We start from the raw sequence: 14944 nt of genomic DNA on the forward strand, positions 1-14944 counted from the left end.
CCGGCCCGTGTCAGGGCCCGGCCGAACGGACCCCGTACTCCCGAACGGTGCGGGCCGGGAGCACTCGCTGCCCGGCCCGGCCCGCACCCGTCTCACACCCCGCACATCCCCGGTCCGGCCGCTGTCGGCCGGGCGGGGGCCCCGCATGGCGTGCCAGGTCAGTTGTTGCCTCCGCCGCCGCTGATGCCGCCGTCATAGGGATGCGGGGAGAGCAGGCTGAGCAGGTTGTCCAGGAGGACGGGCTTGTAGGTGTTCGTGTTCCCGCAGATGTTCGAGACTCCCGTGTCCTTGGCCGCGCAGACGACGCCGGTGTTCCCGCCGTGAGCGCCATGGCCGTCCGAGTCGGCGGCGGCCAAGCCCGCGGTCGCGAGAACGAGACCGCCTGCGGCCGCTGCGAGAACACTCATTTTCCTGATCATCTTTTCCGCCTGTCCGTTGGTGGTGAACTCCTGGCATCCTGCGGGCCACCCGTGCCACGGTCCGTGAGGGGAGACGGCCAAGCCGTATATTACGAGCGGATTTTCACCCCTTTCGCGCAAGACTTGATCACGCGTCATGGATGCCCGCGGCCACCGCCCGACGGCGGCGTTCCGGGCACATCCGGGCCATGGCTCCCCGGCGGGGATCTGCCGCCGCGCGCGAAGGCGGGGCCGGTCGCGGACCCGGTGCCGCTCGCGGATCTGCTGCCGGTCGCGGCCCGTGGCCCGCCGAGCGCCGTGCGCACGGGGACGGACCGTGTCAGTCGCTGACAGGCGGGGCGGCCGGTGATGTTCTCGGCAGGGGACAGCCAAGCCGGGCCCGCCGCGTCCTCAGGCGAAACGGCGGCGCAGCCAGTCGAAGGCGCCGGCGACCGAGGCCGCCGTCTCGACCCCCTCGGGCGTCGCCGGCCGCCGCACCATGACCACCGGCAGTCCGGCCTCGCGCGCCGCGGCGAGCTTGGCGGCGGTGGCGGCCCCGCCGCTGTCCTTCGTGACGACCACGTCGATGGCGTACTGCCGCAGCAGTTCCCGTTCCCCGTGCAGGGTGAAGGGGCCCCGGTCGAGGACCGTGTCCAGCAGCCGGGGGTAAGGGGGTTCCGGCGGATCCACGGACCGGACGAGGAAGCGCAGCCGGTCCAGGTGCGCGAACACCGCCAGCCCCATCCGCCCCGTGGTCAGGAACACCCGCTCCCAGGGCCCGTCGGCCAGGGCCTGTGCTGCCGCCTCCAAGGACGCGACCGGACGCCAGTCGTCCCCCTCCACGGGTACCCAGCCGGGCCGCCGCAGGCGGAGCAGGGGAACATGGCAGGTGGCGGCAGCCAAGGCCGCGTGAGCGGTCATGGTCTCGGCGAAGGGATGAGTGGCATCGATGAGCGCGTCCACATCGTGCTCCCGCAACCAGGCGGCCAGCCCCTGCGCCCCTCCGAAGCCGCCGACGCGGACTTCCCCGGGCGGCAGTACGGGACGCGCGACGCGGCCCGCGAGGGAACTGGTGACGCGCAGCGGGTACACCACGTCGTTCCGCGGACGCTCGCTCGTGCCCGGCGGAGCACCCGCGACCAGTGCCTCGGCGAGGCTTCGACCCTCGGTCGTACCGCCGAGGATCAGCACGTGGCGCATCGGGGGCCTCCATGGTTGAGCCGGCGCGCGGCGGTGGCCGGGACGCCCAACTCAAACACACCGGCCTGCGGCCCGGCTGGACGACCGGGGCCTGCGCGACGGCGGCGGCCACCGCCGCGTACACGGCCCTGCTGTCCGGCGACTTCCCCGACCCGGTCACCATCACCCTGCCGCGCGGGCAGCGGCCGGCGTTCGCCCTTGCCGTGGAGGACCGGGCGGCCGACGGCAGCGCGGCCACCGCGGGCGTGATCAAGGACGCGGGCGACGACCCGGACGTCACCCACGGGGCACTCGTGCGCGCGACCGTACGACGGCTGGCCCCGGGCGCGGGCGTGGTGTTCCTGGCCGGACCCGGCGTCGGCACGGTGACCCGGCCTGGACTGCCGCTGGAGGTCGGCGAACCGGCGATCAACCCGGTGCCGCGGCGCATGATGACCGAGCACCTGGCCGAGGTCGCCGCCGCCCACGGCATCGGCGCCGCCGACGCCGAGATCACGGTGTCCGTCGACGACGGCGAGGAGATCGCCCGCTCGACCTGGAACCCCCGGCTCGGCATCCTCGGTGGCCTGTCCATCCTCGGGACGACGGGCATCGTGGTGCCGTACTCCTGCTCGGCGTGGATCGACTCGATCCGGCGCGGCGTCGACGTGGCGCGCGCGGCCGGCCGCACCCACCTCGCCGGATGCACGGGCTCGACGTCGGAGAGGACCGTCACGGAGGTCTACGGGCTCCCCGAGGACGCGCTCCTCGACATGGGCGACTTCGCGGGCGCGGTCCTCAAATACGTGCGCCGCCACCCGGTGGACCGGCTCACTCTCTGCGGCGGCTTCGCCAAACTCTCGAAGCTGGCGGCCGGCCACCTCGACCTGCACTCCGCGCGCTCCCAGGTCAACAAGGACCTGCTCGGCGAACTCGCCCGCGCGGCCGGCGGCTCCACCGACCTGGCCGGGCGCGTGGCGAGGGCCAACACGGGCCTGGAGGCACTGCGCCTGTGCGAGGCGGAGAACATCCCCCTGGGCAACGCGGTGGCGGCCCGCGCGAGGGACGAGGCCCTGAGCGTCCTGCGCGGGTCGGGCGTGACGGTCGACGTGATCTGCATCGACCGCGCGGGGGCGATCGTGGGCCGCGCCGAGACTCGTTGAGGGCCGGTGGGCGCCTCCGTGCGAGACGACGGCGACCGCCGCCGAAGCGGACGTCGTGCGAACGAGTGCCGGGAACCGACGTCATGGCAACGGGTGTCATGGCGCCGATCCCCGTGGGAGCGGCTGCCGCCGCAGCGGACGGTGCCCCGCCGCCGAGCGGGATGCCGGCCCGTCCTCAGGCCCTCATGCCCCTCATGCCCCTCAGGACAGCGCGGTGGACAGCGCGCTCGCCAGTGGCTCCAGCACCGCGGGTGTGTACGGAGGGGTCAGTTGGACGATCGCGAGGTCCGCGCCCGCCGCGCCCAGAGCGGCGGCGGTCGCGGCGGTCCTCTCCGGATCGCCGGTGAACCGCACCTGCGCGGACACCACGATCTCGGCCGGATCGCGCCCGATGTCGGCGCAGTGCCGGTGCAGCACGTCCCGCGCACGGGCGAACTGCTCGGGCGTTCCGTTGTCGAAGTTCCAGTGCTGGGCGAACCGGGCCGCGGTGCGCAGCGTGCGCTTCTCACCACTGCCGCCCACACAGATCGGCGGATGGGGCCGCTGTACGGGCCCGGGCTCGCAGCGCGCGTCGGTCAGTTCGTAGTACCTGCCCCGGAACGTGGTCGTCTCCTGCGGTGAGAGCAGGGCGGTGAGTACCTCGCAGGCCTCCTCGAACCTGTCGCTGCGCTCGCCGGGAGTGCCCAGCTCGATTCCGTGGGCCCCGGATTCCTCCTCGTTCCAGCCGGTCCCGATGCCGAGTTCCAGCCGGCCGCCGGAGATGATGTCGAGCGTGGCCGCCATGGCGGCCAGCACCGCCGGATGACGGTAGTGGATGCCGGTGACCAGCGTGCCCAGGCGCAGTCGCCGGGTCGCCTGGGCGAGCGCGGTCAGTGTGGTCCAGCCCTCCAGCCGCGGACAGGACGGGTCGGGGGTGTTCGTCGCGCGGAAGTGGTCGGACGTCCAGCCGGACTCGAAGAGCTCGATGTCGTCCGCTGCCCGCCACACCGCGAGCATCGCGTCCCATGTCGTGTTCTGCGGAGACGTCTTGAAGGCGAAGCGCATGCCCTCACGCTAGGGCAACTGTCCGAAGGGCGCCCGGTCCTCGGAGACTTCCGGCGGTGCGCGAGGGGCGGCACCGGGACCGCGCCGGAGCCGGGTCGGCGACCGTCGGACCGAGGTCCCCACCGCGGTGGTTTCCGGCTCCCCACGGTGCGGGCCGACGGCTGCGGCGATCGTTCCGGCTTCCGTCCCTGACCGTTCGCCGACGCCTTCGCCGGTGGGCGAGCCGGCGCCCGCCCGGCCGGTGACCCGACGCGGGCCGGCGACCCGACAGCCCCCCTCAGCGGGTGCGGGAGCGCTGCGTCGAGTAGAGGTGGCTGTCGCGGAAGCCCGTCGCGCCGAGGGTGCGGCCCACCACGATGACCGCTGTCTTCGTCACGCCCGCCGCGCGTACCTGCCCGGCGATGTCACCGAGCGTGCCGCGCAGGACGAGTTCGTCCTCGCGGCTCGCCATCGCGACGACCGCCGCCGGGCAGTCGGCCCCGTAGTGCGGCAGGAGTTCGGCGGCGACGCGCTCCGCGTACCGTGCCGCGAGATGCAGGACGAGGAGCGCGCCGCTCGCGCCGAGGGTCGCCAGGTCCTCGCCCGGCGGCATGGGCGTGGCCTGCTGGGCGACGCGCGTGAGGATCACCGTCTGGCCGACCGTCGGGACCGTCAGTTCCCGCTTGAGCGCCGCGGCGGCCGCCGCGAACGCCGGTACGCCGGGGACCACTTCGTAGGGCACCTCGGCGGCGTCGAGCCGTCGCATCTGCTCGGCGACGGCGCTGAACAGCGACGGATCGCCGGAGTGCAGCCGGGCCACGTCGTGCCCCTCGCGGTGCGCGCGGACGAGTTCCTCCGTGATCTCGTCCAGGTCCAGCTGCGCCGTGTCGATGAGGCGGACGTCGTCCGGGCACTCCGCCAGCAGGTCGCGCGGCACCAGGCTGCCCGCGTACAGGCACACCCCGCACCGGGCGAGCAGCCGCGCGCCCCGCAGGGTGATCAGGTCGGCGGCGCCGGGGCCCGCTCCGATGAAGTAGACCGTCATGCCGTATCTCCCGTGTCCGTGCGGGGGGTGAGTGCCCTCGCGGCCGTCTCGCCGGTGGTCCCCGCGACTGGTTCCGTGGCCGCCTTGGTGACGGACCACTGCGTCACGGGCATCGCCTGCCGCCATCCCGTGAATCCGCCCACCGGCACCGCCGACGCGACGGCGAGCCGCACGAGTTCGCCGCCGTGACGCCCGTACCAGCGGGCGAGCAGCGCCTCCGACTCCAGCGTCACCGTGTTCGCGACCAGCCGGCCGCCGTCCGCGAGCGCCGCCCAGCACGCCTGAAGCAGGCCGGGCGTGGTCAGGCCCCCGCCGATGAAGATCGCGTCGGGCGGGCCCGGCAGCGCGGCCAGGGCCCCGGGGGCCGCGCCGGGGGCGACGGTCAGGCCGGGCACGCCCAGCACGCGCGCGTTGCGGCCGATGCGCTCCGCCCTGACGGGGTCCCGTTCGACCGTCACCGCGCGGCAGGCGGGATGTGTCCGCATCCACTCGATGCCGATGGAGCCCGAGCCGCCGCCGATGTCCCAGAGCAGTTCGCCGGGCGCGGGCGCGAGGGCCGCCAGCGTCGCGGCGCGCACGTACCGCTTGGTGAGCTGGCCGTCGTGCTCGTACGCGGTGTCGGGCAGTCCGGGTACGGCACCGAGGCGCCCGGCACCGGGCGCGCGGCGGCATCCGACGGCCACGATGTTCAGCGGGTCGCCCGGCGGTTCGTCCCACGTGTCGGCGCTCGCCTGTACGTGCCGCTCGTGTGCGTCGTCGCCCAGCCGCTCCAGCACGTGCAGTTCGCTCGGGCCGTAGCCGCGTTCCCGCAGGAGTCCCGCCACGGCGGCGGGGGTCGTCGCGTCCGCGCTGAGAACCAGCAGCCGCCGACCGTCGTGGAGGGCGGCCGAGACGCGGTCCAGGGGCCTGCCCACCGCGCTGATCACCTCCACGTCCTCCTGCGGCCAGCCGAGCCGCGCACAGGCGTACGCCACTGAGGACGGATGCGGCAGGACACGCAGCCGCCGCGCGCCGACACTCTCCACGAGCGCCCGCCCGATGCCGTAGTGCAGCGGATCGCCGCTGGCCAGAACGCACACCGCCCGCCCAGTGTGCGCGGCGAGCAGCCCGGGTACCGCGGGCCGCAGCGGCGAGGGCCACGCGACGCGCTCGGCCCGCGCCTGCGGTGGCAGCAGGCCGAGCTGGCGCGGCGCTCCGATCACGACGTCGGCGTCGAGGAGCGCCCGCCGCGCGGGTTCGGCCAGACCGGCCCACCCGTCGGCGCCGACCCCGACGACGGTGATGTGTTCGGCGGGGGGCGTCATGCGGGTCACCTTGCGCAGCGGGGTCGGGGCGGGGGCACACGCGGGGGCCGGGCGGTGCCTCGCGGTACGCGCGGGGGTGAGCGCGGTACGGCGTGCGGGGCCGGCCGGTCCGCCCGGTCAATCTACCTGGGCGTCTTCCCGTGCCGGCCGGGCGTCCCCGCGCCGCCTCCCGGGTGCCCCGGCGGGCACGGACCCGCCGCCCGCGCGGTCAGCGCGGTGGCCGCAGGCCCGCGACGAGGAACCCGACCAGCCGGCGCGCGTCGTAGCGGGGATCGCTCTCGGCGCCGATGCAGAGGTTCCCGACGCCGCGCATCAGGTCGTAGGCGGCCACGTCGGACCGGATCTCGCCGGCGGCGGCCGCGGCGTCGAGCAGCCGGGTGCACACCGGCACGAGGCGGTCGAGGAAGTAGGTGTGCAGCGTCTCGAAGCCCGCGTTGTCGGCCTGCAGCACGGCGGCGAGCCCGTGCTTGGTGACCAGGAAGTCGACGAAGAGGTCGATCCACCGGCCCAGGGCGGCGTGCGGACTCGCGCTGCTCTCCAGCAGGGCGGGACCGGCCTCGGCGCAGGCCTCCACCTGGTGCCGGTAGACGGCGATGATCAGGTCGGCCCGGGTCGGGAAGTGGCGGTAGATGGTGCCCATCCCGACGCCGGCCCTGGCCGCGATGTCGCGTACCGGCGCCTCCACCCCCGACGTGACGAAGATCGCCGCGGCGGCGTCGAGCAGCGTGCCCTCGTTGCGCCGGGCGTCCGCCCTCTTGGACCGGCCGGTCCGCGCCGCGCCCTCGTTTCCGCCATTCACCGAGCCGCTCACCGCGTCACTCACCGCGGCACTCCTTCCACCATGGGACTTGCATAAGCGGAGCAACGTTCCGTATTGTTAGCGGAGCGAGGTTCCGTTTGTTCATGATGTCAGAGCGGGAGCCCGGCGGCCACCTCACCCGCCGCACCGCACCGCCCGCCGCACGGCGTCCGCACGCGACGACCTCGAACCACCCTCACGCCTCTCACCTCGCCCTCATGGAGGACAACGCCATGCAGTACCGCACCCTGGGCCGTACCGGTGTACACGTCAGCTCTCTCGCGCTCGGCACGATGAACTTCGGCAGGATCGGACGCACCACCCAGGACGACGCGACCGCGATCGTCGACGCCGCTCTGGAGGGCGGCGTCAACCTCATCGACACCGCCGACCTGTACGGCGGCGGCGAGTCGGAGGAGATGGTCGGCAAGGCGATCGCCGGTCGCCGTGACGACATCGTGCTGGCCACGAAGGCGGCCATGCCGATGGGCGACGAACGCAACCACCGCGGCGGATCACGCCGTTGGCTGGTCACCGAACTGGACAACAGCCTGCGCCGCCTCGGTGTCGACCACGTCGACCTCTACCAGATCCACCGGTGGGACCCGAGCACCAGCGACGAGGAGACCCTCTCGGCCCTGACCGACCTGCGGCGCGCGGGCAAGATCCGCTACTTCGGCTCCTCCACGTACCCCGCGTACCGCATCGTGCAGGCCCAGTGGGCCGCCCACCTGCACCACCTGGGCCGCTACGTCACCGAGCAGCCCAGCTATTCCATCCTGCAGCGCGGGATCGAGACCCATGTGCTCCCGGTGAGCGAGCAGTACGGACTCGGCGTGCTCGCCTGGAGCCCGCTCGCGTCCGGCTGGCTCTCGGGCGCGGTCCGCGAGGGCCGGGAAGTCACCACCAACCGGTCACAGCTCATGCCGGAGCGCTTCGACACCACCCTCGCCGCCAACCGCGCACGGCTCGACGCTGTCGAGCGGCTGGCCGGGATCGCCGACGAGGCCGGGCTGACGATGATCCAACTGGCGCTCGGCTTCGTCACCGCGCACCCCGCCGTGACCAGCGCGCTCATCGGCCCCCGCACCCTGGACCACCTGCACGCGCAACTCGCCGCCGCGGACACCGTGCTCAGCGCCGACGTGCTGGACGCGATCGACGCCGTCGTCGCCCCCGGCACCGACCTCGCCGCACACGAGAAGCTCGACACCCCGCCCGCCCTGCTCGACCCGTCGCTGCGGCGCCGCTGAGCGTCCGGGCCCCGCGGCCGGTGAGCGTCCGCACTCCGGGTCGGTGAGCGTCCCGCTCCGGGGGTCGCCCGGCATTCCGCTCCGGGACCCGTGAGCGGCCGGACGCCGGGGCAGGGGCAGGGGCCGGGGCCGGGGAAGGGGCCGGGGAAGGGGCCGGGGCCAGTGAGCATCCGGACTGCCGCACGGCCGACCGCCCGCACCACTGACCGTCCATACCGCGACCCGCCGACCGTCCGCACCGCTGACCGGCGACCGCCCGTACCGCTGACCGGCGAACCGACCGCACCGGTGACCGAACGGGCTGCCCCGCACGGCAGGCCCCGCCGGCCCCCGGTCCCTCCCGTGCGCGGCCCGAGCGCGCGGCCGCTATCGATAAGGAGCAACGATTCCATGTCGCACACACCCCGGCCCAGCTTCGGGATCATGACCGCCCCCATGCAGGTCGGCTACCAGGACATCCTGCGCGTCTGGCGCGAGGCGGACACGGTCCCGGAGATCGAGCACGCCTGGCTGTTCGACCACCTCATGCCGATCGGCGGCGACCCGGCCGGCCCCGCCTTCGAGGGCTGGACGCTGCTCTCGGCCCTCGCCGCCCACACCCGACGGCTGCGGCTCGGTGTGATGGTGACCAGCAACCGGTTCCGGCCGCCCGCGATGCTGGCCAAGATCGCCGCGACCGTCGACGCCGTCTCGGGCGGGCGGCTCGACTTCGGTATCGGCGCCGGCTCACGCCCCGGCCACCCCCTGGCCCGGCGCGAGTACGAGGCGCACGGCCTGCCCTTCCACGACTCCGCGCACGCCGTGGGGAGCCTCGCCGAGGCCTGCACGGTCATCCGGCGGTTGTGGACGGAGGACGAGCCGTTCGACTTCCGCGGCACCTACCTCCAGCTCACCGGGGCGTTCTGCAACCCCAAGCCCGTCCAGCGGCCGGGGCCGCCGGTCCTCATCGGCGGACGCTCGTCCGCGACGCTGCGGGTGGTCGTCGAGCACGCCGACGTGTGGAACATCCCGGGCGGCGACATCGCCGACGCCGTCAGCCGGGGCGCGCTGCTGGACCGCTACTGCGAGGAGATAGGCCGCGACCCCGCCTCCATCACCCGCTCGATCCACCTGCCCGTCTCCTACGAACAGCCGGGCGCCACAAGGGACTCCATCGGGGAGGCACTCGACGCGGGCTTCCCGCACATCGTCCTCGGACTGCCGTCGCCCTACCCCGCCGATGTCGTGCGGTGGGCAGCCGACGAACTCATCGGCCCGTCCGCCTAGGCCGGACGCGCGGCCCGGGCAGCGGGCACCGGCACGAGGGTGGTGCGGGGAGCCCACGCAGCCGGCGCGGGGCGGGAGCGGATGCCGCCGGCCCCGAGGCGGGCAGTACGAGAGGCGGGCAGTACGAGAGGCGGGCAGTACCGGCGGCGGCCCGGCGTGTTCACCGCCCGCCGCGGGGACAGCGAAACGGCCGCCGAATGATCTTCGACGGCCGTCTGCCCGTTCTGTTCCCGGATAGGCCCGCACAAGAGGCACGCTGAGGCGCGCGCCGTGCGCCCCGCACTAGCGGCGGCGCGTCCGCGGGCGGTCGAGCGCCGCGATACCGAGCGCCGCGAGAGCGATCTGGATGATCCATTCGATCCAGTCGACCCCGTTCGTGTCGGCGACACCGACGGCGGACGCGATCGCGCTCCCGATCAGCGCCGCGACGATACCGATGACAATCGTCCACAGCACCCCGATGTGCTGCCGCCCTGGCACCACCAGCCGCCCCAGGAGACCGATGATGATGCCGATGATGATCGCCGAAATAATGCCCGATATTTCCATGTCCGCTCCCTTTTCGCCGCACTGCTGCTGACAGTGGGTTACGTCGGAGCTTGTGCCCTCCCGGCGCGGGTTCACTCCAGCCGGGCGGCGGAACCGCGGGCCCCCGGCAGCAGGGGCCCCGGCCCCGCCACGGGCCGCCCGCTCAGCCCGCGCACCTGCGGTGGCGCCAGTCCCCGACGATCTCCTCGACGTCGAACGGCCGGATCCCGAGCGGCGGTCCCGGCGGGGGCTTCGCGAGCAGTTCGCCGATCCGCTCGTTGATCTCCGCGACGATCCGCCGCACCTTCCCCTCCGACGGGGCGCGCTTCGCGGCGACCAGCGCGTCCTCGGCCTCTTTGCGCAGGGCGAGCGTGGGCGGCAGGTAGGAGAGGTTCTCCTGCCGCATCTTGTCCTTGATCCACCACAGTTCGTCGTACGGCTTGTCCAGCCCTGCGAGCGGTTTGCCGGCGCCCGTCAGGCCGTCGAAGACACCGCGGTCCTGCGCCTCGCGGATCTGCCGGTCCACCCAGGTCTCGAAAGTGACACCCGGCGGCTTGCGTTCGGTCATCGGTGAGCCTCCTCTGCGAGCGCCACTGCGCGCACGGACGGGACGTCTCACACCAGCCTACGAGGGCCGCGCCCGCGCGCGAAGCCCCCGCCGTGTTCGGTTCGCTTCGTGCGTTCGCTGAGTTTCGCCGGGCCCGCGCGCGAAGCCCCCGCCGCCTCTCGCCGCCCGGCACGGGCCCCGCCGCGGGAACCGCGTCCGGCGGGGGCACCCAGCGGAGCCGCGCCGGACAGAGCCCCGGCGCCGCGGCCGCCCCCGCTCAGGAGACGGCCTTCACCTCCGGCGCCCAGTGCGGGTCGCGGCCCGTGAGGCCGAGCAGCCGCTCGAAGGGGTGCGCTCCCGCCGCGACCGGCACCTCGGGGCCGAACACGCCCATCGTGCGTCCCGTCGGCGCCAGTTCGGCGAACCGGTCGCCCACCTCGTCGAGGAGCGCGGCGTCCGACGCGGCCGGCTCGTACGGCCGGCCGGTCGCGCGGGCCAGGTCCCAGCCGTGCACGACCAGGTCGCCGAGGACCATCGCGCCCACGGTGCGGGCCGGCATGGACATCGCGCCGGTCGTGCCCTCCTCGGCGCCGGGCGCCGCCCAGGCCGCGATCAGCCTGTGGGTCTCCTCGGCGAAGCCGGCCCGCCAGTCCCCCTCCAGCGGCAGGGACTGCTGGGTGAAGTCCGCGTTCCGTTTCGCCGCGAGCTCCTGGAAGTTGAGCACCACCCGGTACAGGTGACCGGCCAGCGTCCGCACGTCGTAGGCGCCGCAGGGCGTGGGCAGGGACAACTGCCCGTCCTCGATCGCGCGCACGACCGGCACCGTGCGGGCCGCCGCGCGCTCCAAAAGGTCACTGATCTTCTCGCTCATGCCCCCGAAGGTAGGCGCGGGACCGCGGCCCGTCTTGAACAAACGCGTCACCGTGAACGAGCCACCGCGAACCCGTCACCGTGAACGAGCCACCGTGAATGAGCCACCGTGAACGCGCGGCCGTATGGCCCGGCAGCGCGCAGCGCAAACTCGAACACCGTGCGTCACGGGAGCCCTCCGGCCCCCACGGGAAGCACGAGGGCGCGGCAACGCCCGGCGTACCACCCCGTACCACCGCACGACCGGGTGATCCACCCCGGGTGCTCTGGCGGCGCACCGCTCGATCCCTGTCAAATGAGTCACAGAGAGAACACGCCGAGTAGTCGCGCGTTCCCTCATCCACTGGCCGACCGGCCACGGGGGATCAGGTTCCATCAAGGAGACCGAGTTGAGCCGTACATCCACGAACCGCCGCAACCTCGCGCCGAGAGCGCTCGCGGCCGCCGTCGCCACCGCCGCCGTGCTCACCCTGGCCGGCGCGGCTTCGGCCGTCGCCGCGGGTCAGGCGGCCGGCCCCGCCCGCATCCTGCCCGCGGCCGCGCCGAGCCACCAGGCCGCCGCAGTGACCTGCACGGTCAACGACAACGGGGTCAACTACCGTAGCGGCCCCGGCGAGAACTACCAGGTCTTCGGCACGGTCAACAAGGGCCAGAAGATCAACGTCCGTGGCCAGCAGGGCAACTGGTACATGGGTGACCTGTGGGGCGGGCGCACCGGCGTCTGGATCCACGTCGCCTATGTGACCTGCTGACCCGGTCCGCACCCAGGTGATCCGGCCGCGCCGGCCGTGGCCGGATCACCCACCGCACGTGGCCCCCGCGAGGACCGGCACCGTCTCGCGGGGGTCACAGCACACACGTCCGTACCCCCGGCGCTCCTCCTCCTCGGCGCCTACGATCGGACGTATGGCTGCCCCACGGCGAGACACCCGCGGCATCGTCGATGCCGCGGGTCTCTTCACGCGCGTACGCTTCCGCCGGCGCGAGCCCGCGCCCGCGTTGCGCCCGTACCTGGAGCACTACTGGCTGATCGACTGGGACCTCGACGAGCCGTACGCGTCGCACGTCGTCCCGCACCCGTCGGTCAACGTCGTCTTCCATCGCCCGGACGCGGCGAGCCGGCCGTTCGCCGAGGTCGCGGGCATCCGCGACGACCTGTTCGTGCAGAAACTCGCGGGCCGCGGCCGGGTCGCCGGGGCCCAGTTCAGGCCCGGCGGCTTCCGCCCCTTCTCGCCCGCGAGGCCCGTCTCGTACTGGACCGGCCGGCAGGTCCCGCTCGCCGAGGCCATGCCCGTGAGGGACGACGACATCGGGGCGGTCCTCGGTCCCGGCGGCGAGGACGAGCGGGTCACCGCGCTCGACACGTACCTGCTGGATGTCCTCACGGCCGGTGGCGGCGGCGACCGTGGCGGCGACCGCACCGCCGCGCCCGCGGCACAGGCCATGGACCTGGCCGACCTGGTCCGGCACGACAGGTCGATGCGGCGCGTGGACCGGCTGTCCGAGGCCGCGGGGCTCTCACCCCGCTCACTGCAGAGGCTGTTCGGCGCGTACGTGGGAGTGGGCCCGAAGTGGGTCATCCTGCGCTACCGCATCCACGAGGCCCTGGAGCGCGCGGAGGCCGGCGGCCCGTCCGGTGCGGTCGACTGGCCGGCGCTCGCGGCGGAACTCGGCTACAGCGACCAGGCTCATCTCGTACGGGACTTCACCGCGACGGTCGGCGTGCCGCCGACCGCTTACGCCCGCCGCGTCTGAGGCCCCGGACCGACCGGCGCCGACCGACGCTCCGGGCGGGGCGATTGTCGTACCCCTCTCCTACAGTGGCTCGGCATGGAGACGACGGCACCCCGGGTGCGGCTCGAAGCATGGTCCGAGACCGATCTGGGGCTCCTGCGCGCCATGAACGCGCCCGAACTGATGGCCCACCTCGGGGGCCCCGAGACGGACGAGCAACTGCTGGTCAGACACCGTCGGTACGTGGACCTCAGCGCCGACAGCCCCCGCAGGGGACGGATGTTCCGGATCGTGCTGCTCCCCGACGGCGACGCGTCTCCCGTTTCCGGCCTCGCTCCCTCGGCGGGGACGGTCGGGTACTGGGAGAACGTCTGGGACGGCCGGGAGGTCTACGAGTCGGGATGGGGCCTGCTCCCGGCCTTCCAGGGCCGGGGCATCGCCGCCGCGGCGGCCCGTGCGAGCGCCGCGCAAGCCCGCGCCCAGCGTTCGCACCGCTACCTCCACGCGTTCCCGTCGGTGACCAATCCCGGCTCCAACGCGGTCTGCCGCAGGGCGGGTTACACCCTGCACGGCGAATGCGCCTTCGAGTACCCGCCGGGGAACATGCTGCGGTGCAACAACTGGTGGATGGACCTGGCGTCCGGAGCGGACACGCATCCGGACGCATCCGGACACGTGACCGCGGACCCGGCCATGTGACCTCCGCCCGTGCGGAGGTGCCTGGTCCGCCTCGGCCCGGCCCAGCCGACGCGCGGACGGCGCCCGAGGTACGCGTGGGGCGGGAACGGGTACGAGTCCCTGCGCGGCGGCCTCTGGGCACGGGTCCCCGCGCCCGGCCATGCCGCCCGCCCGCGCGGCGCGACCGGGGCGTACCGACCCGCCGCCACCCCGCGCGGCGCGACCGGGGCCGTACCGATCACGTGTACCGCTCACCTACCGCTCACGTACCGTCCGGCGCCGTCCGGGGCCGCCCGAGGCCGTCCGAAGCCGCCTGAGGCCGTCCGAAGCCGCCTGAGGCCGCCCGAATCCCGTGGCATGCCACCGGGCCCGATGGCATGCTGTCGGCGTGAACGGACCGTGGACGATCCACTTCGACGTCTCCCCCGAACTGCGCCTGTTCCTGCCCGTCGACCGGCGCCAGGGCGTCACCGACGTCGCCGTCGACGGCTCCTCCACTCTCGGCCATGTCGTCGAGTCGCTGGGCGTCCCGCTCACGGAGGCGGGCCCGCTGCTCGTCGGCGGGCGGCCCGCGCCCGTCTCGCACGTCCCGGCCGACGGCGAGTCCGTCCACGTACTGCCGCGGCCCCGCCCCCAGGCCGTCCCGGGGGCGCCCCTGCGCTTCCTCCTCGACGTGCATCTCGGCACCCTCGCCAGGCGCCTTCGCCTGCTCGGGGTCGACGTCGCGTACGAGAGCGAGGACATCGGCGACCCGGCCCTCGCCAGGCTGTCGGCCGGGGAGCGGCGCGTGCTGCTCTCCCGTGACCGGGGGCTGCTGCGCCGCCGGGAGCTCTGGGCGGGGGCGTACGTCTACAGCGACCGCCCGGACGATCAACTGCGCGACGTGCTGCAGCGGTTCGCCCCCGCGCTCGCCCCCTGGACCCGCTGCACGGCGTGCAACGGTGCCCTGGGCGCCGCCGACAAGGACGACGCACAGGTGCGGGAGCAGCTCCGGCACGGCACGCGGCAGACGTACGACGTCTTCGCCCGGTGCACCGCCTGCGGACGCGTCTACTGGCGCGGCGCGCACCACCGGCACCTGGCCCAGATCGTGGAGGCGGCGGTCGCCGAGTTCGGCGACGGCACGGCGGCCTGAGGGGCCGGCCAGGTCCCGGGTC

At 74.1% G+C, this 14944-nt stretch carries 16 protein-coding genes; 7 read left to right on the plus strand and 9 right to left on the minus strand.

The genetic code is table 11. From position 1 onward, the window contains the following. Positions 1-158 precede the first annotated feature (158 nt). Together OG310_RS14635 and OG310_RS14640 are read right to left on the minus strand one after the other, a co-directional pair. Positions 159-407: a hypothetical protein gene (locus tag OG310_RS14635; RefSeq protein ID WP_329456316.1), complete on the minus strand. Its 249-nt coding sequence runs from the start codon at positions 405-407 to the stop codon at positions 159-161. A gap of 402 nt (positions 408-809) precedes the next feature. Further along, positions 810-1598 (minus strand): cobalt-precorrin-6A reductase, encoded by a 789-nt coding sequence (locus OG310_RS14640; RefSeq protein ID WP_329456317.1) that lies wholly within the window; start codon positions 1596-1598, stop codon positions 810-812. Positions 1599-1609: 11 nt separating this feature from the next. Between OG310_RS14640 and OG310_RS14645 the strand changes: the two genes are divergently transcribed. Continuing rightward, positions 1610-2740, plus strand: coding sequence for a cobalt-precorrin-5B (C(1))-methyltransferase (locus OG310_RS14645; protein ID WP_329456318.1), 1131 nt, complete (start codon positions 1610-1612; stop codon positions 2738-2740). A gap of 201 nt (positions 2741-2941) precedes the next feature. Here OG310_RS14645 and OG310_RS14650 read toward each other — a convergent pair whose 3' ends face one another. The 4 genes from OG310_RS14650 to OG310_RS14665 all read right to left on the minus strand — a co-directional run bounded on the left by OG310_RS14650 (position 2942) and on the right by OG310_RS14665 (position 6911). Then, positions 2942-3784, minus strand: coding sequence for an LLM class F420-dependent oxidoreductase (locus OG310_RS14650; RefSeq protein WP_329456319.1), 843 nt, complete (start codon positions 3782-3784; stop codon positions 2942-2944). A 277-nt stretch (positions 3785-4061) separates the two neighbouring features. Continuing rightward, on the minus strand, positions 4062-4808 hold the full coding sequence (gene cobM, locus OG310_RS14655) for a precorrin-4 C(11)-methyltransferase (protein WP_329456320.1): 747 nt from the start codon (positions 4806-4808) through the stop codon (positions 4062-4064). Beyond that, the gene (gene cbiE / locus OG310_RS14660; RefSeq protein ID WP_329456321.1) at positions 4805-6112 is read right to left on the minus strand and encodes a precorrin-6y C5,15-methyltransferase (decarboxylating) subunit CbiE; all 1308 of its coding nucleotides are present in this window, start codon (positions 6110-6112) and stop codon (positions 4805-4807) included. Before cbiE ends, cobM begins: the two co-directional genes overlap by 4 nt. A 208-nt stretch (positions 6113-6320) precedes the next feature. Continuing rightward, the gene (locus tag OG310_RS14665; protein ID WP_329460188.1) at positions 6321-6911 is read right to left on the minus strand and encodes a TetR/AcrR family transcriptional regulator; all 591 of its coding nucleotides are present in this window, start codon (positions 6909-6911) and stop codon (positions 6321-6323) included. Between the two features lie 233 nt (positions 6912-7144). On the opposite strand from OG310_RS14665, the gene OG310_RS14670 reads away from it, so the two are divergent. Then, the gene (locus tag OG310_RS14670; protein ID WP_329460189.1) at positions 7145-8164 is read left to right on the plus strand and encodes an aldo/keto reductase; all 1020 of its coding nucleotides are present in this window, start codon (positions 7145-7147) and stop codon (positions 8162-8164) included. A 390-nt stretch (positions 8165-8554) separates the two neighbouring features. Further along, positions 8555-9430: an LLM class flavin-dependent oxidoreductase gene (locus OG310_RS14675; protein WP_329456322.1), complete on the plus strand. Its 876-nt coding sequence runs from the start codon at positions 8555-8557 to the stop codon at positions 9428-9430. 282 nt (positions 9431-9712) lie between these two features. Here OG310_RS14675 and OG310_RS14680 read toward each other — a convergent pair whose 3' ends face one another. The 3 genes from OG310_RS14680 to OG310_RS14690 form a co-directional block, all read right to left on the minus strand. Next, positions 9713-9979, minus strand: a complete 267-nt coding sequence (locus OG310_RS14680; protein WP_329456323.1) for a GlsB/YeaQ/YmgE family stress response membrane protein — start codon at positions 9977-9979, stop codon at positions 9713-9715. Between the two features lie 142 nt (positions 9980-10121). Next, positions 10122-10526, minus strand: coding sequence for a J-domain-containing protein (locus tag OG310_RS14685; protein WP_329456324.1), 405 nt, complete (start codon positions 10524-10526; stop codon positions 10122-10124). Between the two features lie 256 nt (positions 10527-10782). Then, positions 10783-11376 (minus strand): TIGR03086 family metal-binding protein, encoded by a 594-nt coding sequence (locus tag OG310_RS14690; RefSeq protein ID WP_329456325.1) that lies wholly within the window; start codon positions 11374-11376, stop codon positions 10783-10785. Positions 11377-11764: 388 nt separating this feature from the next. On the opposite strand from OG310_RS14690, the gene OG310_RS14695 reads away from it, so the two are divergent. The 4 genes from OG310_RS14695 (at position 11765) to OG310_RS14710 (ending at position 14922) form a co-directional block, all read left to right on the plus strand. Further along, the gene (locus OG310_RS14695) at positions 11765-12127 is read left to right on the plus strand and encodes an SH3 domain-containing protein (protein WP_329456326.1); all 363 of its coding nucleotides are present in this window, start codon (positions 11765-11767) and stop codon (positions 12125-12127) included. Between the two features lie 154 nt (positions 12128-12281). Continuing rightward, complete coding sequence (locus tag OG310_RS14700) at positions 12282-13130, plus strand: helix-turn-helix domain-containing protein (protein ID WP_329456327.1); 849 nt, start codon at positions 12282-12284, stop codon at positions 13128-13130. Positions 13131-13205: 75 nt separating this feature from the next. Continuing rightward, positions 13206-13808, plus strand: a complete 603-nt coding sequence (locus OG310_RS14705) for a GNAT family N-acetyltransferase (RefSeq protein ID WP_329456328.1) — start codon at positions 13206-13208, stop codon at positions 13806-13808. 367 nt (positions 13809-14175) lie between these two features. After that, positions 14176-14922 (plus strand): Mut7-C RNAse domain-containing protein, encoded by a 747-nt coding sequence (locus OG310_RS14710; protein ID WP_329456329.1) that lies wholly within the window; start codon positions 14176-14178, stop codon positions 14920-14922. The last annotated feature ends 22 nt before the right edge of the window (positions 14923-14944 follow it).

The sequence above is a fragment of the Streptomyces sp. NBC_01497 genome, assembly GCF_036250695.1.
GTDB lineage: Bacteria > Actinomycetota > Actinomycetes > Streptomycetales > Streptomycetaceae > Streptomyces.

Coding starts and splice junctions, on each gene's coding strand:
- OG310_RS14635 (WP_329456316.1), bottom strand. CDS start 407: ATGAGTGTTCTCGCAGCGGCCGCAGGCGGTCTCGTTCTCGCGACCGCG.
- OG310_RS14640 (WP_329456317.1), bottom strand. CDS start 1,598: ATGCGCCACGTGCTGATCCTCGGCGGTACGACCGAGGGTCGAAGCCTC.
- OG310_RS14645 (WP_329456318.1), top strand. CDS start 1,610: ATGGTTGAGCCGGCGCGCGGCGGTGGCCGGGACGCCCAACTCAAACAC.
- OG310_RS14650 (WP_329456319.1), bottom strand. CDS start 3,784: ATGCGCTTCGCCTTCAAGACGTCTCCGCAGAACACGACATGGGACGCG.
- cobM (WP_329456320.1), bottom strand. CDS start 4,808: ATGACGGTCTACTTCATCGGAGCGGGCCCCGGCGCCGCCGACCTGATC.
- cbiE (WP_329456321.1), bottom strand. CDS start 6,112: ATGACGCCCCCCGCCGAACACATCACCGTCGTCGGGGTCGGCGCCGAC.
- OG310_RS14670 (WP_329460189.1), top strand. CDS start 7,145: ATGCAGTACCGCACCCTGGGCCGTACCGGTGTACACGTCAGCTCTCTC.
- OG310_RS14675 (WP_329456322.1), top strand. CDS start 8,555: ATGTCGCACACACCCCGGCCCAGCTTCGGGATCATGACCGCCCCCATG.
- OG310_RS14680 (WP_329456323.1), bottom strand. CDS start 9,979: ATGGAAATATCGGGCATTATTTCGGCGATCATCATCGGCATCATCATC.
- OG310_RS14685 (WP_329456324.1), bottom strand. CDS start 10,526: ATGACCGAACGCAAGCCGCCGGGTGTCACTTTCGAGACCTGGGTGGAC.
- OG310_RS14690 (WP_329456325.1), bottom strand. CDS start 11,376: ATGAGCGAGAAGATCAGTGACCTTTTGGAGCGCGCGGCGGCCCGCACG.
- OG310_RS14700 (WP_329456327.1), top strand. CDS start 12,282: ATGGCTGCCCCACGGCGAGACACCCGCGGCATCGTCGATGCCGCGGGT.
- OG310_RS14705 (WP_329456328.1), top strand. CDS start 13,206: ATGGAGACGACGGCACCCCGGGTGCGGCTCGAAGCATGGTCCGAGACC.